This window comes from Streptosporangium heterodermiicola, from assembly GCF_051390675.1.
GTDB lineage: Bacteria > Actinomycetota > Actinomycetes > Streptosporangiales > Streptosporangiaceae > Streptosporangium.
On the sequence record NZ_JBPJSR010000014.1, the window covers coordinates 112,682 to 128,738 of the forward strand.

A 16,057-nucleotide genomic window follows, 5' to 3' on the forward strand; every position below is an offset into this window, starting at 1 on the left:
GAGACGATCAGACTTGCCGACTCCTGGTCTCTCAGTACCAGCCTTTGGCCTGGGAATGGCCCCAAGCGCCGCAGGGCGAGCCGTAGCGGCCCTTGATGTAGCTGAGCCCCCATTCGATCTGGGTGGCCGCGTTGGTCTGCCAGTCGCTTCCGGCGCTGGCCATCTTGTGGCCGGGGAGGGACTGCGGGATGCCGTAGGCGCCACTGGAGGTGTTCATGGCGCGCTCGTTCCAGCCGCTCTCCTTCATCCAGAGCTTCTCCAGGCAGCCCCACTCGCCGCCCTGGCCCCTGGACTCCAGCATCTCCTTGCCCAGCGCCCTGTTGCCGGTCGGGTTGGAGGTGCCGGGGGGAAGCTGCTGCGGGTTGAACCCGCCGCCGCCCGGCGCCTCGTCAACGATCTTGACCTGGTTGAGGGCCTTGCGGTTGTCGCGCTCGGCGGCGATCTTGTCGGCCTTGAGCGCCTGGGCCGCCTGGGCCTTCAGCATGTCGGACTCCAGGTCGGAGCCGAACGGGTCGGAGCCGAGCATCTGCGCCATCTCGTCCAGGGTGAGCGGCTTCGTCGGCGGCGCCGAGGCGTTCTGGACGGCGGTGTAGGCGGTGAAGGCGCCTCCGCCCACCAGGACCACCAGCGCGGCGCCCAGGATCAGCACGCGCTTGGAGGTCATGCCACGCTTCGAGCTGGGGCCGGCGGGCCCGTCGGAGGCCTTCCCCCTGGCCGCCCTGCGGTTCGAGCGGCGGGCGCGGGGCGCCGAGCGTTCCTTCAGTTGCTGTGATCCTGGACTCACGACCTATGAGCTTGCCGTGCGGAGGGGGGTGGTCCGCAACCGGAACGGCGGAGTTGGTCGGCGCCGGTACGCGTCCGGCCGGGCCCGCCGGGGTTTCCCACGACCTAACCGCCAGGCCACGAGCACTTTCCCGGCGAGAAAAGCTTGGGAGTGATTTTGCTCACATTTTACCGTACGAGGCCATCCGGACCCCTTTGGCGATCATGAAACTGCCCGAATCGTGGTCTGACCACCTCATTCAGGTACTGTTTGCCTTATGTCTGGGTTTTGTGACCCAGCAGATCCATCCGAGCCTTGGGAGAATGATTACCCGGTGGCAGGCATCCTCCTCGTCGAAGACGACCCCTCGGTCCGTACCGGGCTGGAGCTCGCGCTCACCCGGCAGGGCCACTCCGTCACCTCGTACGCCAGTGGCGAGGAGGCCCTTGAGCACATCAGGTCCCGACGCCCCGAGATCGCCATCCTGGACGTCATGCTGCCCGGCATCGACGGCGTCGAGGTGTGCCGCCGCATCCGCAGGCTCGACCAGCTGCCGGTGATCCTCCTCACCGCCAGGGGCGACGACCTCGACGTGGTCGTGGGGCTGGAGGCGGGGGCCGACGACTACGTGGTCAAGCCGGTCGAGCCCCGGGTGCTGGACGCCCGCATCCGCGCCGTCCTGCGCCGGATGGAGTCGGTCGCCTCCGACCGCATCACCTTCGGCGACCTGGTCATCGACCGGGGCGCGCTCAAGGTGGCGCTGGGCGGTCGCGAGGTCCACCTCACCCCCACGGAGCTGCGGCTCCTGCTCGAACTCGTCCGCCACCCCGGCCAGGTGCTCAACCGCAGATACCTGCTGCGGGCCGTCTGGGACCACACCCACGTCGCCGACTCCAGGCTGGTCGACGCCTGCGTCCAGCGGGTCCGCGCCAAGATCGAGGCGGTCCCCGCCGAGCCCGAGTTCATCCACACGGTACGGGGATTCGGCTACCGGTTCAGCCCGCCGTGAAGCGGATGTTCCCGCCCTCGACGCGGCGGATGTACACCGGCCTGCGCGGGCGCCTGGTGATCACCTTCACCCTGATCGCCGTCACCGCCTCCGCGGTCGTCGCGGTGATCGGCTACGAGTTCGTCAAGAACAGCATGATCAGGCGGGCCGAGCACGTGGCCGTGAGCGAGGTGCGCGACATCCTGGAGGGCAGCAGGCTGCCCGTCGGCGCGCTCTGGCCGGGAGACAGCCCGCCGACCGACGAGGAGATCAGCGCGCTGCAGAGGAGCCTGCGCCCCCAGGGCGGCAGGGTGGTGGTCCGCTACGAGAACTACCCCTACCCCGACGGCGACTTCGGCCCCAAGAACGTCCCCGGCGACCTCGCCGCCAGGGCCACCCAGCGGCTGGTCGCCAAGCGCATGACCATCGGCGGCGACATGTGGCTGCTCATCGGCACCCCCGTCTGGCGGATCGAGCCCATCCACACCGCCCAGCCCACCGGGATGACCGTCTTCGTGTTCGTCCCCCTCATCGAGGAGGAACGGCTGCTGAGCGGCCTGCGGCAGCCGCTCGCCGTCGCCGGCGTCGCCATGCTGATCATCGCGCTCTCCCTGGGACTGGTGTCGGCCCGGCAGCTCCTGCTGCCGGTCAGGCGGCTCGGCTCGGCGGCCCGCGCGCTCGGCGCCGGCCACCTCGACACCCGCCTGCCCGTACACGGCCAGGACGAGCTCGCCGAGCTCACCGCCACGTTCAACGACACCGCCGCCGCCCTGGAGCGGAGCGTCACCGAGCTGCGCGCGCTGGAGGCGATGTCCCGCCGCTTCGTCGCCGACGTCTCCCACGAGCTCAGGACGCCGCTGACCGCGATGACCGCGGTCACCGACATGCTCTCCGAGGAGGCCGACCGGCTGCCGCCCGAGCCCGCGGCGGCCGTACGGCTGGTGCTGCGCGAGATAGCGCGGCTGCGGACCCTGATCGAGCAGCTCATCGAGGCGAGCCGGTTCGACTCGGGGACGGCCACGCTGAACGTGGACACCGTGAACATCGTCGACGTGGTCTGCGACTGCCTGGAGATGCGCGGCTGGTCGGACCAGGTACGGGTGAACGTCCCCGAGGGGCTGGCCTTCTCCGTCGACCCCCGGCGCTTCGACGTCATCGTGGCCAACCTGGTGGGCAACGCCCTGCGCCACGGCGAGCTCCCGGTGATGGTGACCGCCCGCAGCACACCGAACGGCCTGGAGGTGAAGGTGCGCGACCACGGCAAGGGCATCCCGGCGAAGGACCTGCCCTTCGTGTTCAACCGTTTCTACAAGGCAGGCGCCCGGGGAGACGGCAGCGGGCTCGGCCTGTCCATCGCGCGGGCCAACGCGCAACTGCACGGGGGCACGATCTCGGTCCGCGCGCAGCGGCCGGGCACCCTCTTCACGGTCTGGCTCCCCCCGGCATGAGACGGCCCACGAGACGGCCCACCCGCCCGTACGTCCTCGCCGGGAGACGGCCCACCGGCCCGTACGCCGCCCGCCCTCGCGGGAGACGGCTCACCCGCCCGTACGTTCTGGTCGCCCTCGTCGCGGCCCTGGTGCTCTGCGGCTGCGGCATCTCCCCGACCGACGTCCAGGACTACGGCCGCCCGCCGGTGATCAGCTACAGCCCCACGTGGGTGACGGTCTATCTGCTCCGCGACAACCGGCTGGAGCCCGTCAAGGTCCCGGTGGTCTCCGACTCGGCCAAGAACATCATCGACACCCTGTTCCGGGCCGGGAAGCAGCCGCCGAAGGCGGGACTGACCAGCGCGCTCAACGACTTCAGCCACTACGACACCAAGACGACCCGCTACTCGGACAACACCGACCAGCGCAACGAGCCGGACGACAACCTGGGCTACCGGCTGAACGTGATCATCACGGGCGAGGGCAAGGTCACCGAGCAGGCCCTCGCCCAGATCACCTGCACCATCCGGCAGAACAAGCAGGAGAGCATCTGGAGCGTCGAGGTCACCCGCCTCTTCCCCGGCACCCCGGAGACGATGGGCGACCGCGGCTGCTTCGAGTACCGCAACCTCGCGGCGCCCGGGGTGCGGCTGCCCCCCTGAGGGCCTCCGCGTGCGGGCCCAGAGGCATGAAGAGGCCCGGAGAGGCCCGGAGCCTGTGACGCGCGGAGCGCGGTCGCGGGTGCTCGTACGGCACCCGCGACCGCGCTCCGGCGGTGGCGTTCGGACGCCCGTCACATCGTGATGTCCTCCAGCATCTCGGTGACCAGCGCCGCGATCGGCGAGCGCTCCGAGCGGGTCAGGGTGACGTGCGCGAACAGCGGGTGCCCCTTGAGCTTCTCCACCACCGCCACGACGCCGTCGTGGCGGCCCACCCGCAGGTTGTCGCGCTGCGCGATGTCGTGGGTGAGCACGACCCGGGAGTTGGCGCCGATGCGGCTCAGCACGGTGAGCAGCACCCCGCGCTCCAGCGACTGCGCCTCGTCCACGATGACGAAGGCGTCGTGGAGCGACCGGCCGCGGATGTGGGTGAGCGGGAGCACCTCCAGCATGCCCCGGTCCATGACCTCCTCGATCACCTCGGGCGTGGTGACCGCGCCCAGGGTGTCGTAGACCGCCTGCGCCCACGGGCCCATCTTCTCGTTCTCGGAACCGGGCAGGTAACCCAGCTCCTGGCCGCCCACGGCGTACAGGGGACGGAAGACGATGACCTTGCGGTGCTGGCGGCGCTCCAGGACCGCCTCCAGGCCCGCGCACAGGGCGAGCGCGGACTTTCCGGTGCCCGCCCGGCCGCCCAGCGAGACGATGCCGACCTCGGGATCCATCAGGAGGTCGAGCGCGATCCGCTGCTCGGCGGAACGGCCGTGCAGGCCGAACACCTCGCGGTCGCCGCGCACCAGCCGCACCGACTTGTCGGGCAGCACCCGGCCCAGCGCGGAGCCCCTGCTCGACAGCAGGCGCAGACCCGTGTGGGTGGGCAGGTCACGGGCGTCGGCCAGGTCGGCCGTACCGTGCTCGAAGAGGGTCTCGACGTCCTCCGAGGTCACCTGGAGCTCGTCCATGCCGGTCCAGCCGGACTCCACCACGAGTTCGGCGCGGTATTCGTCCGCGGCGAGCCCGATGGAGGCGGCCTTCACCCGCATCGGCAGATCCTTGGAGACCAGAACCACGTCGTTGCCCTCCGCGGCGAGGGTCTTCGCCACGGTCAGGATGCGGGTGTCGTTGTCGCCGAGCCGGAACCCGACGGGCAGGATGGACGGGTCACTGTGGTTGAGCTCGACCCGGATGGTGCCCTCGCCGATCGGCATGGGCTCGTCCAGCCGTCCGTGTGTCACCCGGAGTTCGTCGAGGGACCTTAGCGCCTTACGCGCGAAGTATCCGAGCTCTGGATGATGGCGTTTGCCCTCCAACTCGGTGATGACGACGATCGGGATGACGACCTCGTGCTCGGCGAAACGGCTCATCGCCGTTGGATCCGCCAGGAGCACCGAGGTGTCCAGGACGTACGTGCGCCGCTGCACTGCCGGCGACGTGGGTGAGGACGAAGGGTTTGCCACGCGTTCTCCCCCGGGCGCCATGGACGGCGCCCTGCCATGAGCTGGGATGCGGACCGGCCCCGGGCCCGCTCACGAGAACGTCGAGCAGGGACCGTTGACCGGCCCTCCTCAGCAGGTCGTGACGCAAAGGCGGGCCCTCTCCGGCGTAGGTGAGCTGTGCTCTCCTACTTCTTACGGTACGTCCTGAATGCCCGACTTCCAACTGCTTAAGACTGACCGAAAGGGGTCGTTCATGTGGAGTTTCAGGAACCGTACCTGCGGTGTCGCGCGGCGTAGGAGCGGAGAGCCCGCAAGAAGTCGACCCTGCGGAAGTCAGGCCAGTAGGCCTCGCAGAAGTAGAATTCGGAGTGAGCGCTCTGCCAGAGCAGGAAGCCGGAGAGCCGCTGCTCTCCCGAGGTCCGGATGACCAGATCCGGATCGGGCTGGCCGCGCGTGTAGAGATGCTCCGCGATGTGCTCGACATCGAGGACCTCGACAAGGTCCTCGATACTCGCGCCCTTGCTCGCGTGCTCCTGGAGAAGGGAGCGCACCGCATCAGCGATCTCACGCCTTCCTCCATACCCAACAGCAACGTTCACAATCAAACCGGGACGATGTGATGTCGCTTCTTTTGCGTTTTTGAGCACCCGGGCCGTGTGATCGGGCAGAAGATCAAGCGCGCCCATGGGCTTGATGTGCCATCCGTCGGCCACGAGCTCCTGGACGACGTCCTCGATGATCTTCATCAGGAGGTCCAGCTCGTCCTTGGAACGGTTGATGTTGTCGCTCGACAGCAGCCACACGGTGACGACCTCGACACCGGCCTCGCGGCACCAGCCGAGCAGCTCCGAGATCTTGTCGGCGCCCTTGCGATGCCCGCGGCTCACGTCGTCGATGCCCATCGAGCGCGCCCAGCGCCGGTTGCCGTCGACGATCACGCCGACGTGCCGGGGAGCCATCTCCCTCTGACGGGACAGCTTCGCCTCAAGCCTGCGTTCGTACACCCGGTAGACGAGATCGCGCACGCCCATTGAAGCCCCTCCCCCAGCACCCGCCACGAATTGGCACTGACAGGCAATTATCGCCGCCCCGCGGACCCCTCCGCCCCCTCTACAGGGATCTGGCGGGCTTGCCCGGCTTGCGGGCCCCCAGGCAGTCCTCGGCCTCCGCGACGAGCGCCTCCACGAAAACGCCCAGCTCAGAGGATGTCAGAATGGCGCGCATCCCCACCCCGCTGCCGCCCCAGGCCTCCAGGAAAGCCCTTCTGGTGAGCCGCCACTCCCCGCCGGGCCCCCGCCGCCCCGGGACCCAGACCGGGATGGTCCGCAGCTGGCAGCGGAGTTCGCCACCGCCGACGACACCGTTCCTGGCCCGGTAACGAAAGGCGAACAGTTCCGTGTCGTCGGGGAAGCGGTCGTCGGGGTCGGGCCACCGGGTCTCGTGGCCCGCCCGCGCCTCGGCCACCCCCCGCGCCAGCCGGGTGAGGAACCATCCGCACCGCTCGCCCACCGTCCCGTACAGCGCGCCGTCGCGGTGCAGCTGCAGGGTGATCTCGTACGGCATGCCGACACTGTCACGGCACGCCACCGGCGTAACGGTCAGATAAGAACCATCAAGACAACGCAGTCCCCCCACCTCAGAGAGGGTATCCCCGGCCCAGTCCGCCAAAACACGATCAACGCCATCCATGTCCCCGCCAGCCGGGCGGCTGATGCCATTCGGTCCAGCCGTACCCGGATCGCCCGTCCTCGGCCGCGAACCGGCACAGGGCGCGCGGGAAGCGGGCGACCTCCCCGTCGGGGGACGTCAAGGCGACCGGGGCGAAGGCGACCGGGACGGCCGTCATCGGCAGTCCGGGCACCTCCAGCCGCGCTCCGGACGGGAAACCGTCCTCGCCGAACTCGCTCGCCGCGGTGAAGCCCTCGTGCTCCTCGGTCTCACCGCCGGGCGGGACCGTGAAGCACGGCCAGGGCATCTCGAAGCCGACGTTGGCCCGCATGCCGTGGAAGAACGTGCCGTCGTCGAGCCGCCCCGAGCTCCACAGCCACGACAACCCCCACCAGTCGCGCTCCCCCCAGCTGTGGTCGCGCTCGCCGTACCCGGAGAAGGCGATCTCCGCGCCCCCGCCGACCCCGATCGTCCCCGCGACCTCGCAGGGGATCTCGTACCGCGACATGAAGCGGTAGGGGTACGGGGCGCCGCCGCTCCGCCACTCCAGGTCGAACGCGAGCGAGGTCGTCCCGGCGCTCCCCAGGTCCCCGTACGCCATGGCGGGGTCGTCCAGGACGCCGCCGCCCCGGCGTCGAGGGTCACCCGGAAGGACCGCATGGGGGCCGTCACGTCGTGGATTGCGTGAAAACCCTCGCCGCGCACCGCGTGGACGCCGGGACGCGTCCCGGCCCCGTCCGGCTCGGGAGGGCCGGGGACGGAGAGCGGGACGTGGTGGTCGGCCAGCAGCACCGTGGGCCGGTCCCTGCCGACCAGGCACGCCCAGTACCAGGCGCGGTTCCAGTTGGGATACAGGCCGAGCCGGACGTAACCGGCGAGCGAGCCGTCCTCGGCCGCGAAGTCGAGATAGACGGACTCGCCCCACAGCGGCTCGGGGCCCGCCGGGTGCGGCCCCTCGTCCTCGGGCCGCAACGGCCAGGTCGCGTGATCGACGAACTTTCCCACGGTCACTCCGATGCAGGCGCCCGATCATGTGTCGGCACGTGTCGGCCGGCGCGCACCGGCCGGTGCGTGTCGTCATGTGTCGTCATGTGTCGGCCCAACCTAACCGACCGCGCCCCGGCCGGACAGGGCTCTCAGGAGCTGCCGCCGCAGCCGCCCCCGCCCCCGCAACTGGAGCCCGAGCCGGAGTCGGAACCGCCCCCGCCCGCGCCGCAACCCCCGTAGTAGGCGCCCGCCGAGGCGTCGGAGGAGCTACGCCGGGAGGAACGGGAGGAGCCTCGGCGCAGCGCGGGGGGCGGTGGCGGGCCGTCCATGGACAGGATGGCAGCCAGCGCCCCCTCCTCCCACTGCTTCAGGCCGTGCAGGGCGACGCCCATGATGTTCAGCTCGTCGTGGTCGACATGACCGCCCGCGCGGGGCGGCAGGGACCTGTCCTCGCGGTGGCGCAGGCGGTAGTGGGCCAGCGCGGTCTTACCGGCACGGTTGGGGTGGGTGGGGTCGGCCCGGCCGGAACCGGGCGCGTCGATCAGCCCCAGGTCCCTCAGGCGCGCGATCAGCACGGTCACCGCGGCCCCCTGGGCCACCCTGTTCCTGACCGCCCAGACCGGCGCCCCGCCCTCCGGCCCACCGAGCCGGTCGAGGACCTCGGTCTGCACCGGCTGGGTGAGCACGCCGACCTGGCCCGACACCCGCGTCAGCCACCCGCCGCGCTGCGCCCTGACCACCCCGCCCCCGGTCAGCGAGGCCAGCGCGGTGTCGACCACCCGGGACCGGCCGCCCGCGAGCAGCGCCAGCTCGTACGGCGTCAGCTCGGGCCCCTCGTAGACACGTGAGGGACGCACGGCCAGGCGCAGCGCGATCAGCCCGGCCACCGCCAGGAGCGCGAGAACCACCACGACGACGATCTGTAAGGTCTGCATGACGGCCTCCGGGATGACGTCCCTGCCTGAGGTTCACTACCCAGTTGACGAACGGGGACGACCAGAAGTTTCGGCGACACCGGATCCGGCCCGCCGCCTGACGTGGAGCGCCCGGCTCAGGGCACCCGGTTCGGCGCAACCGGTTCGACGCACCCTGTCCGACGACGGCCGGGTCGGTGACGGCCGGGTCGACGCGCTCCGTTCGGAGCACCCGGTTCAGGGCGCGGGGTTCAGCGGCGTCTGCCGAAGAGCGACCATCCGCGGGGCGCGGGACCGGGCTCGGGAGTCACGGGCTCCTCCGGCAGCCGTCCCGCCGCGCGGAGGCGGTCGGCGAAGTCACGGGCGTCGGCGTGGGAGCCGCCCGGCGGCTTGGGACGGCCTCTCGCGTACGCGTCGAACTCCCCGGCGAAGCCGTCTCCGAGCAGCGCGGCCAGGTCGGGCCGCAGCCTGGCCACCGTCCTGCGCCGTTTGGAGATCAGGCTGGACTCCTGGATCCGCAGCCGCTCCCGGTCGAACCCCCGTGGCGCCTCCTCCCCGGCCACCAGGGCCGCCACCAGGGCCTCCTGGGCCCTGGCCAGCGCCTCCCGCGCCGAACCCCCACCGGAGCCCTGAACGCCCCCGGGCGTGAGACCGGCCTGAGCCCCGGCCGGCACCTCACGCGCCGCGCCCCCGGTCTCCGGCTCCCGGACGCCCTCCCGCCCCTCGCGGACTTCCAGAGCCTCTCTCGCGGCTTCCCGCCTCCGGGCGACCGCCAATGCCTCCCCGGCGGCTTCTCGTCCCCTGACGGCTTCCGGCGCTTCTCCCGCCGCCCTCCCCGGGGCGGCCTCCCGGTCCCCTGCGAGGGCTTCCCCGCCCTCGTGGCCGCCTGTCTCCCGCACCCGGCCGGTGGCGCCCCCGGGCACCGCGTCGCGGGCCGTGTCGTCAGGCACGGGCCATCGCGCCGCGGATCCGGCCCAGCTCCCCCTCCAGGGCGCCGTCGCTGGGATAGTCGTCGTCCCATTCGAGCAGCACACCGGGCGGATCGACCCGGGCGCACAGCTCGGAGAGGATGTCCAGCACGTCCTGCGGGACGTGGGCGGTGTGGGTGTCGTGCCACACCCCCTGGTGGGAGTGGCCTCCGGCGACGTGGACGTAGGCCAGCTCGGACAGCGGGAGGCCGTCCAGCGCCTCGGTGGCCGACAGGCCCAGGTTGACCTGGTTCGTGTAGAGGTTCGCCACGTCGATCAGGAGCCCGACGCCGGTCATCTCCACCAGCTCGCCGAGGAAGGCGGCCTCGGTCATCTCGTCCTCCGGCCAGCCGAACAGGGCCGCGACGTTCTCCAGGGCCAGCGGCACGGGAAGCGCGTCCTGCGCCCGCCGTACGTTCTCGGCGACGACGGAGAGCGCGGCCCGGGTGCGCGGCACCGGAAGCAGGTGCCCGGCCTCCATCCCGCCCGCCCGTACGAAGGCGAGGTGCTCGCTGACCAGCGGCGCGTCCAGGGCGCGGGCGCAGTCGGCCAGGTGCGCCAGCCGCCGCGGGTCGGGGGGCTCGGCACCACCGACGCCCAGCCCGACACCGTGCGGGATCACCGGAACCCCGCGGGCGCGGAGCACCCGCAGCGACTCGGGAAGCCGGTCGGGGTGGACGTTCTCGGCGACGACCTCGACGAAGTCGACCCCGGGCAGCCGCTCCACGGTCAGGTCGATCTCCGGCCGCCAGCCGATGCCCACCCCCAGCGCCGGGAACTCAGCCGCCATCGAGGACACCCCCGCCCAGACCCGCCCGCCGCCGGGCCACCACCGCCCCTCCGGAGGCCCCGGAAGCCCCGGGGACCCCGGCCGCCCCCAGCACCGGGGCCGGGGCCGGGGCCGTGGCCGTGGCCGGGGCCGTGGTCAGAGCCGGGGCCGGGTGCCGCTCACCCACCGCAGCCGCCACCGCCGCACCCTCCGCCACAGCTGGACCCGCCACCGCCGTCGCTCGACCCGCCACCGTCGCTCGACCCGCCGGAGTCACCCCAGCCGCCGGAGCCGAAGTCACCGCCGCCGCCGAAGGACGAGGCGTCGCCCGAGCCGGAACCGCCGCCGCAGGCACCCGAGGCGCAGCTGCTCGCACTGCTCGCGGTCTGACGCTGGAGCTCCTCCTCCAGGCCGGGCTCGTTGAGCTCGCTCAGGCCGTACAGGGCGACGGGAATGCCGACGGCGAAGGCCAGATCAGGTGTGAGAGGGCGAGCGCCCCGCACGTAGGTCCGGCGGGCGGAGGCGAGCGCCTCGTGACCGGCGTGGCTCAGGACGTCGCGCAGGGCCCGCTTCTGCCGCGTGTGGACGGAGAAACCGCCGACCACCGAGACCAGGCCCACCAGCAGCGCGAAGGTGCCGAGTCCCCCGGTGGCCCCCGCGAGCAGGATGCCCGCCACGACGATCACCTCGATGATCGAGGCGATCTGGAGCCGGCTCAGCAGCGCCTGCGCGTGGTCGAGCGCGCCCTCGGGCACGAGCAGGCCGAGCCCCAGCAGCCGGTAGCGCAGGCCGTCGACGCTCGGCCCCTCGGCCACCGCGCGGCGGACCTCGCTCACCGGAGCCGAGCCTCCGCGCCGGTGGAGCGACTCCATGACGGCGTACTCGATCGGGTCGGGAGACGGCTGGGCCCCGGCGACCAGGCTGGCCTGACCGCCTCGCGAGATCCGGATCGCCCCGGCCCTGGCCAGCAGGCCGAGCGCGGTGTTGATCACGCGGCGCGGCCCTCCGGAGAGATAGGCGAGCTCGTACGGGTTCGGCGGCCCGCCGTAGTGGCCGATCATGGCCGAGCGCACCCGGCGGTGCTCGCGGTGCAGCGAGACGATCGTGGAGAGGATGACCAGGCCGACGACGCAGGCGATGACGAACAGCGAGAACCCCATGTCCGCCTCCTTGGGGGGAAAGGTGGGTCGCGGGAGTGACGTCCCGTGTACCCAGGTAGACGCGCACAGCCTGGCAGAAGTTTCGCCCGACTTCGACGGCGACCCGGTGAGATGTCGGTCACCAGGCGAAACGCGGGTTACCTGCCCCGTCGCGACCGGGCCGATGACCTCGGTCGCGCCTTCCCCACGCCCTGGATCCCGCGCTTGAGGGTCCACGCCCCGGCCCGGTACCCGGCCCGATCACCGACCCGGTACCCAGCCCGACCCCCGGCCCAGGCCGGGCACGCTCAGCCGGGCGGAACCACTCAGCCCAGGCGGGCGACGAGGGCCTCGTACTCCTCCCACAGCTCCCGGGGCATGCGGTCGCCGAAGGTCTCGAAGAAGGCGGGCATGAGCGCCGCCTCCTGCCGCCAGATGTCCTCGTCGACGCTGAGCAGCGTCCGCATGTCCTCGTCGGAGACGTCGAGGCCCTCGGTGTCGAGCTCGGCGGGGAGCAGGCCGATGGGGGTCCGTACCGCCTCCGCCCGGCCGTTGAGGCGGTCGACGATCCACTTGAGCACGCGAGTGTTCTCGCCGAAGCCGGGCCAGATGAACCTGCCCTCGTCGTCCTTGCGGAACCAGTTCACGTAGTAGACGCGCGGCAGGCGGGCGTTCTCGCGCCGGCCGATCCTGAGCCAGTGGGCGAAGTAGTCGCCCATGTTGTAGCCGCAGAAGGGCAGCATCGCGAACGGGTCGCGGCGCAGCTCGCCGACCTTGCCCTCGGCGGCGGCGGTCTTCTCCGAGGCGATGTTGGCCCCCACGAAGACGCCGTGCCGCCAGCTCGTCGACTCCGTCACCAGGGGGACCGCGCTGGCCCGGCGCCCGCCGAACAGGATCGCGGAGATCGGCACCCCCTCGGGGTCCTGCCACTCGGGGGCGATCGTCGGGCACTGCGCGGCCGGGACCGTGAAGCGGGCGTTGGGGTGCGCGGCGGGCTCGCCGGAGTCCGGCGTCCAGGCGCGGCCCTTCCAGTCGGTCAGGCGCGCCGGGGGCCGGTCGGTGAGCCCCTCCCACCACACGTCGCCGTCGTCGGTGAGGGCGACGTTGGTGAAGATGCTGTTGCCCCAGAGCGTCCTGATCGCGTTGGCGTTGGTGGACTCACCGGTTCCGGGGGCGACTCCGAAGAAACCCGCCTCGGGGTTGATGGCGCGCAGCCGCCCGTCGTCGCCGAAGCGCATCCAGGCGATGTCGTCGCCGATCGTCTCGACCTTCCAGCCGGGAAGGGTCGGCTGGAGCATGGCGAGGTTCGTCTTCCCGCAGGCGCTCGGGAAGGCCGCCGCGATGTAACGCGTCTCCCCCTCCGGCGGGGTGATCTTGAGGATGAGCATGTGCTCGGCCAGCCAGCCCTCGTCGCGGGCCATCGTGCTCGCGACGCGCAGGGCGTAGCACTTCTTGCCGAGCAGGGCGTTGCCGCCGTACCCGGAGCCGTAGGACCAGATCTCGCGGGTCTCGGGGAAGTGGCTGATGTACTTGGTGGGGTTGCACGGCCACGGCACGTCGTCCTGGCCGGGCTCCAGCGGGGCGCCGACCGAGTGGACGGCCTTGACGTAGCCGCCGCGCTCCTCGATGAGCCGCAGGGCCTCGTCGCCCATGCGGGTCATGACGCGCATCGACACGACCACGTACGGCGAGTCGGTGATCTCCACGCCGAGCTGGGAGATCTCACCGCCCAGGGGGCCCATGCAGAACGGCACCACGTACATCGTCCGGCCGCGCATGCCGCCCGCGAAGATCTCACCGAAGGTACGGCGCATCTCGGCGGGGGCGATCCAGTTGTTGGTCGGTCCCGCGTCCTCCTCGCGCTCGGAGCAGATGTAGGTCCGGTCCTCGACCCTGGCGACGTCGCCGGGATCGGAGGTGGCGTGGAAGCTGTTCTGCCGCTTGGACAGGCGGGTGAACGTGCCCCGCTCGACCAGCAGGTTCGTCAGGCGGGTCCACTCGGCCTCGGAGCCGTCGCACCATTCGATCCGGTCCGGCCGGGTCAGATCGGCGATCTCCTTGACCCACCCGGCGAGCTCCTCGTGGCTGGTCGGGCTGACGGTGGTGACATCTGCGGTAACGGACACTACTGGGGCTCCTTTGCACTTCTCGGGGCCAAAACATCATTGACGAACGGACCGCGCCCAATCCAATTGGCATAGACCAGTGAATTAGTGTGATCACGCGTCACGACGCTCCGGCTCCGACGTCTCCGGCCACGTATGCCCTGGCAGGAAACGTAAGCTTTTGAAACCCCTACCCAAAAGAAGTGAATCTAAAAAAGCCCGTCCCGGCAGTGGTATAGGCCAATGAGAAAGGTCTAAACCAATCGGCGAACAGGTTCAGACCAATTCATCGGCCATTTTCGCCGCTCAGGCTCAGGAATTCACGGCCGGGCCCGCCGCCCGGACGCGGTCGACGTGCTGGAGCGCGTCCCTCAGATCCGCCAGCCAGGTGTCGGTGTGGTCGCCCACCAGGCGCACGCACCAGGCGAGCGCGTCGCTGCGGCTCCGGGCCACCCCGGCGGCCACGAGGGTGTCGAGCACCTGACGCTCCGACTGCTTGAGCCGGGTCATGACAGGCACCGAGAGTGTGGTGAACATCACTGTCTCGTCGCCGACGGCGACCCCCCAGGAGACCTTCCTGCGGAAGCGGCGCTCGGCCTCCAGCGCGATCTCGACGCGCCGCTCCCTGGTCTCCTCGCGGAAACGCAGGATGCCGCCCTCCACGGCGGCGGAGCGCTCCACCTCCGAGACGTCGTCACCGAGCGCGGGAGCCTGGAGTCTGCCGACCACCGCGATCTCCTCGCGGTCCAGCACGATCTCGACCGCGCCCTCGAACCACTCCTCGGGCAGCCTCCCCGCGAACCAGCCCCGCAGCTTCGCCACTGCTTCATCTTTTTCCATGTAATTAAGATTACAACGCTTCACCGAACGAGGCCAGCATCGTGTGACACCGAAGGCGGGATCGTGTGACGCCGAAGGCGGGTGGGAGCGGTGCCGGGCTAGCGGACCCGGGCGGCGACCTGCGGGCTGATCCGCACGGCCCCGGCGAAGTTGCGGGTGGTGACCGGGACGAGCTTGACCACGTCGCCGGTCCTGGGGGCGTGCAGCATCTTGCCGTCCCCCCAGTAGATGGCCACGTGCGAGACGTAGCCGGGGTTGGTGGGGTCGTGCCGCCAGAACAGCAGGTCACCGGGCTGGGCCTGGGCGAGCGGGATCTGGGGGCCCGAGACGAACTGCTGGTGCGTCACCCGGGGCACCTTGATCCCCGCCTGCGCGTACGCCCACTGGACCAGGCCCGAGCAGTCGAAGCTGTCGGGACCCTCGGCGCCCCACACGTACGGGCGGCCGAGCTTGCCGATCGCGGCGGTGAGCGCGGCCGTGACCTGGGAGGTCGACATGAAGGAGCTCGCGGACCACGTCACGGCCCTGCTCGGGGTCTCAGCGGCGGTCTTGCCGGGGGCCGTCAGCACGGGATTGATCACCGCGACCTGCGACCCCTTGGGGAGGGCGCGCAGGAGGGTGAGGCGCAGCCGCGCGGAGTCGGCCTTCGGCGCGCTCACCACGAGCGCGTTGTTCTCCGGGATGCCCAGCGCGCGGGCGGTCGGCCGGGAGACCACGGCGTCGATGGCGCCCATGCCCATCGTGGCGTAGGCGCCGACGCGCAGGTCGCGCCCGGCGGTGGTGAAGGTCTTGCCCAGGGGCATGCCCCCGTCGTTGCCCAGGACGAAGGAGACGGCGACCTCCCCCGCCGAGACGTTCCGCCAGAGCCGGTCGGAGCGCGCGGTCGGCTTGGGGGTGTACGCGCGGAACGTCGAGGGGTTCACCCCGAGCGTCTGCACCGGCTTGCCGTCCAGGACGACCTCGGCGGCGTCGGCCCGCTCCACCGCCCGTACCCCGGAGAGCTGGGCGATCCTGGCGACCACGGTCGCGCTGAGCGGCCGGTGCGCGACGACGAACAGGTGGGGCTGCCGCATCGAGGTGAGCGGCGCCACCGGTTCGGGGGCCGCCTGCCCGCCCTGGGCGGGCTTCGCCGCCCGGGCCGGCGCGGTGGCGACGGACTTGCGCATCGTGATCGTCTCCGGCCCGGCCTCCGGCATCTGGGTGAAGACCATCAGGCCGGTGGCGAGCAGGCCGACGAGCAGGACGGCCAGGATCGGGACGGCCCGCCTCATCAGGCGGGCGGTGCGGCGGCTGTAGCGGGGACGGGGACTGTAGGCGAGGTCCTGCCGGGCCTCCCGGATCAGGTCGGAGACACGCGGCCGCCGCTCGAACACGTCATCTCCCCTTCCCCA

At 71.3% G+C, this 16,057-nt stretch carries 15 protein-coding genes and 1 pseudogene; 3 read left to right on the plus strand and 13 right to left on the minus strand.

The window, feature by feature from the left end:
* Positions 1 to 31: 31 nt before the first annotated feature.
* A complete protein-coding gene (locus ACSC1Q_RS28000; RefSeq protein ID WP_436761668.1) occupies positions 32 to 664 on the minus strand; it encodes an aggregation-promoting factor C-terminal-like domain-containing protein in 633 nt (210 codons plus the stop codon).
* A gap of 433 nt (positions 665 to 1,097) precedes the next feature.
* Here ACSC1Q_RS28000 and ACSC1Q_RS28005 point away from each other — a divergent pair, with 433 nt between their 5' ends.
* From ACSC1Q_RS28005 to ACSC1Q_RS28015, 3 genes are read left to right on the plus strand one after another with little or no spacing between them, the layout of a single operon-like run.
* The gene (locus ACSC1Q_RS28005; protein ID WP_436761669.1) at positions 1,098 to 1,772 is read left to right on the plus strand and encodes a response regulator; all 675 of its coding nucleotides are present in this window, start codon (positions 1,098 to 1,100) and stop codon (positions 1,770 to 1,772) included.
* A gap of 5 nt (positions 1,773 to 1,777) precedes the next feature.
* Entirely contained in the window at positions 1,778 to 3,199 is a 1,422-nt protein-coding gene (locus tag ACSC1Q_RS28010) for an ATP-binding protein (RefSeq protein WP_436761791.1), read from the plus strand.
* Positions 3,196 to 3,843: a hypothetical protein gene (locus ACSC1Q_RS28015; protein WP_436761670.1), complete on the plus strand. Its 648-nt coding sequence runs from the start codon at positions 3,196 to 3,198 to the stop codon at positions 3,841 to 3,843. The genes ACSC1Q_RS28010 and ACSC1Q_RS28015 overlap by 4 nt, the downstream gene beginning before the upstream one ends.
* A 131-nt stretch (positions 3,844 to 3,974) precedes the next feature.
* Here the strand turns inward: ACSC1Q_RS28015 and phoH2 are convergent, their stop codons facing one another.
* From phoH2 to ACSC1Q_RS28070, 12 genes and pseudogenes are all read right to left on the minus strand, one after another.
* Positions 3,975 to 5,318 (minus strand): RNA 5'-3' helicase PhoH2, encoded by a 1,344-nt coding sequence (gene phoH2, locus ACSC1Q_RS28020; protein ID WP_350971862.1) that lies wholly within the window; start codon positions 5,316 to 5,318, stop codon positions 3,975 to 3,977.
* Positions 5,319 to 5,539: 221 nt separating this feature from the next.
* Positions 5,540 to 6,307: an isoprenyl transferase gene (locus ACSC1Q_RS28025; protein WP_344750149.1), complete on the minus strand. Its 768-nt coding sequence runs from the start codon at positions 6,305 to 6,307 to the stop codon at positions 5,540 to 5,542.
* A gap of 79 nt (positions 6,308 to 6,386) precedes the next feature.
* Positions 6,387 to 6,839, minus strand: coding sequence for a hypothetical protein (locus tag ACSC1Q_RS28030; protein WP_436761671.1), 453 nt, complete (start codon positions 6,837 to 6,839; stop codon positions 6,387 to 6,389).
* Between the two features lie 112 nt (positions 6,840 to 6,951).
* Positions 6,952 to 7,545: a DUF7064 domain-containing protein gene (locus tag ACSC1Q_RS28035; RefSeq protein WP_436761672.1), complete on the minus strand. Its 594-nt coding sequence runs from the start codon at positions 7,543 to 7,545 to the stop codon at positions 6,952 to 6,954.
* A gap of 92 nt (positions 7,546 to 7,637) precedes the next feature.
* Positions 7,638 to 7,955, minus strand: a pseudogene (locus ACSC1Q_RS43370) (DUF7064 domain-containing protein); the annotation flags it as partial.
* 125 nt (positions 7,956 to 8,080) lie between these two features.
* Positions 8,081 to 8,866 (minus strand): TIGR04222 domain-containing membrane protein, encoded by a 786-nt coding sequence (locus tag ACSC1Q_RS28040; RefSeq protein ID WP_436761673.1) that lies wholly within the window; start codon positions 8,864 to 8,866, stop codon positions 8,081 to 8,083.
* A gap of 230 nt (positions 8,867 to 9,096) precedes the next feature.
* Positions 9,097 to 9,795, minus strand: coding sequence for an SCO6045 C-terminal-like domain-containing protein (locus ACSC1Q_RS28045; protein ID WP_436761674.1), 699 nt, complete (start codon positions 9,793 to 9,795; stop codon positions 9,097 to 9,099).
* Positions 9,788 to 10,603: an MbnB/TglH/ChrH family RiPP precursor modification enzyme gene (locus ACSC1Q_RS28050; protein WP_436761675.1), complete on the minus strand. Its 816-nt coding sequence runs from the start codon at positions 10,601 to 10,603 to the stop codon at positions 9,788 to 9,790. The genes ACSC1Q_RS28045 and ACSC1Q_RS28050 overlap by 8 nt, the downstream gene beginning before the upstream one ends.
* 158 nt (positions 10,604 to 10,761) lie before the next feature.
* Positions 10,762 to 11,742: a TIGR04222 domain-containing membrane protein gene (locus ACSC1Q_RS28055; protein WP_436761676.1), complete on the minus strand. Its 981-nt coding sequence runs from the start codon at positions 11,740 to 11,742 to the stop codon at positions 10,762 to 10,764.
* A 305-nt stretch (positions 11,743 to 12,047) separates the two neighbouring features.
* A complete protein-coding gene (locus ACSC1Q_RS28060) occupies positions 12,048 to 13,847 on the minus strand; it encodes a phosphoenolpyruvate carboxykinase (GTP) (protein WP_436761677.1) in 1,800 nt (599 codons plus the stop codon).
* Positions 13,848 to 14,138: 291 nt separating this feature from the next.
* The gene (gene abmR, locus ACSC1Q_RS28065) at positions 14,139 to 14,648 is read right to left on the minus strand and encodes an ATP-binding transcription factor AbmR (protein ID WP_436761678.1); all 510 of its coding nucleotides are present in this window, start codon (positions 14,646 to 14,648) and stop codon (positions 14,139 to 14,141) included.
* A gap of 116 nt (positions 14,649 to 14,764) precedes the next feature.
* Positions 14,765 to 16,039: a C40 family peptidase gene (locus ACSC1Q_RS28070; RefSeq protein WP_436761679.1), complete on the minus strand. Its 1,275-nt coding sequence runs from the start codon at positions 16,037 to 16,039 to the stop codon at positions 14,765 to 14,767.
* Positions 16,040 to 16,057 lie beyond the last annotated feature (18 nt).

Bases quoted from the DNA above. Each gene is read 5' to 3' on its own strand.
- ACSC1Q_RS28000 (WP_436761668.1), bottom strand. From the start codon at position 664: ATGACCTCCAAGCGCGTGCTGATCCTGGGCGCCGCGCTGGTGGTCCTG.
- ACSC1Q_RS28010 (WP_436761791.1), top strand. From the start codon at position 1,778: ATGTTCCCGCCCTCGACGCGGCGGATGTACACCGGCCTGCGCGGGCGC.
- ACSC1Q_RS28025 (WP_344750149.1), bottom strand. From the start codon at position 6,307: ATGGGCGTGCGCGATCTCGTCTACCGGGTGTACGAACGCAGGCTTGAG.
- phoH2 (WP_350971862.1), bottom strand. From the start codon at position 5,318: ATGGCGCCCGGGGGAGAACGCGTGGCAAACCCTTCGTCCTCACCCACG.
- ACSC1Q_RS28030 (WP_436761671.1), bottom strand. From the start codon at position 6,839: ATGCCGTACGAGATCACCCTGCAGCTGCACCGCGACGGCGCGCTGTAC.
- ACSC1Q_RS28055 (WP_436761676.1), bottom strand. From the start codon at position 11,742: ATGGGGTTCTCGCTGTTCGTCATCGCCTGCGTCGTCGGCCTGGTCATC.
- ACSC1Q_RS28015 (WP_436761670.1), top strand. From the start codon at position 3,196: ATGAGACGGCCCACGAGACGGCCCACCCGCCCGTACGTCCTCGCCGGG.
- ACSC1Q_RS28035 (WP_436761672.1), bottom strand. From the start codon at position 7,545: ATGGCGTACGGGGACCTGGGGAGCGCCGGGACGACCTCGCTCGCGTTC.
- ACSC1Q_RS28040 (WP_436761673.1), bottom strand. From the start codon at position 8,866: ATGCAGACCTTACAGATCGTCGTCGTGGTGGTTCTCGCGCTCCTGGCG.
- ACSC1Q_RS28050 (WP_436761675.1), bottom strand. From the start codon at position 10,603: ATGGCGGCTGAGTTCCCGGCGCTGGGGGTGGGCATCGGCTGGCGGCCG.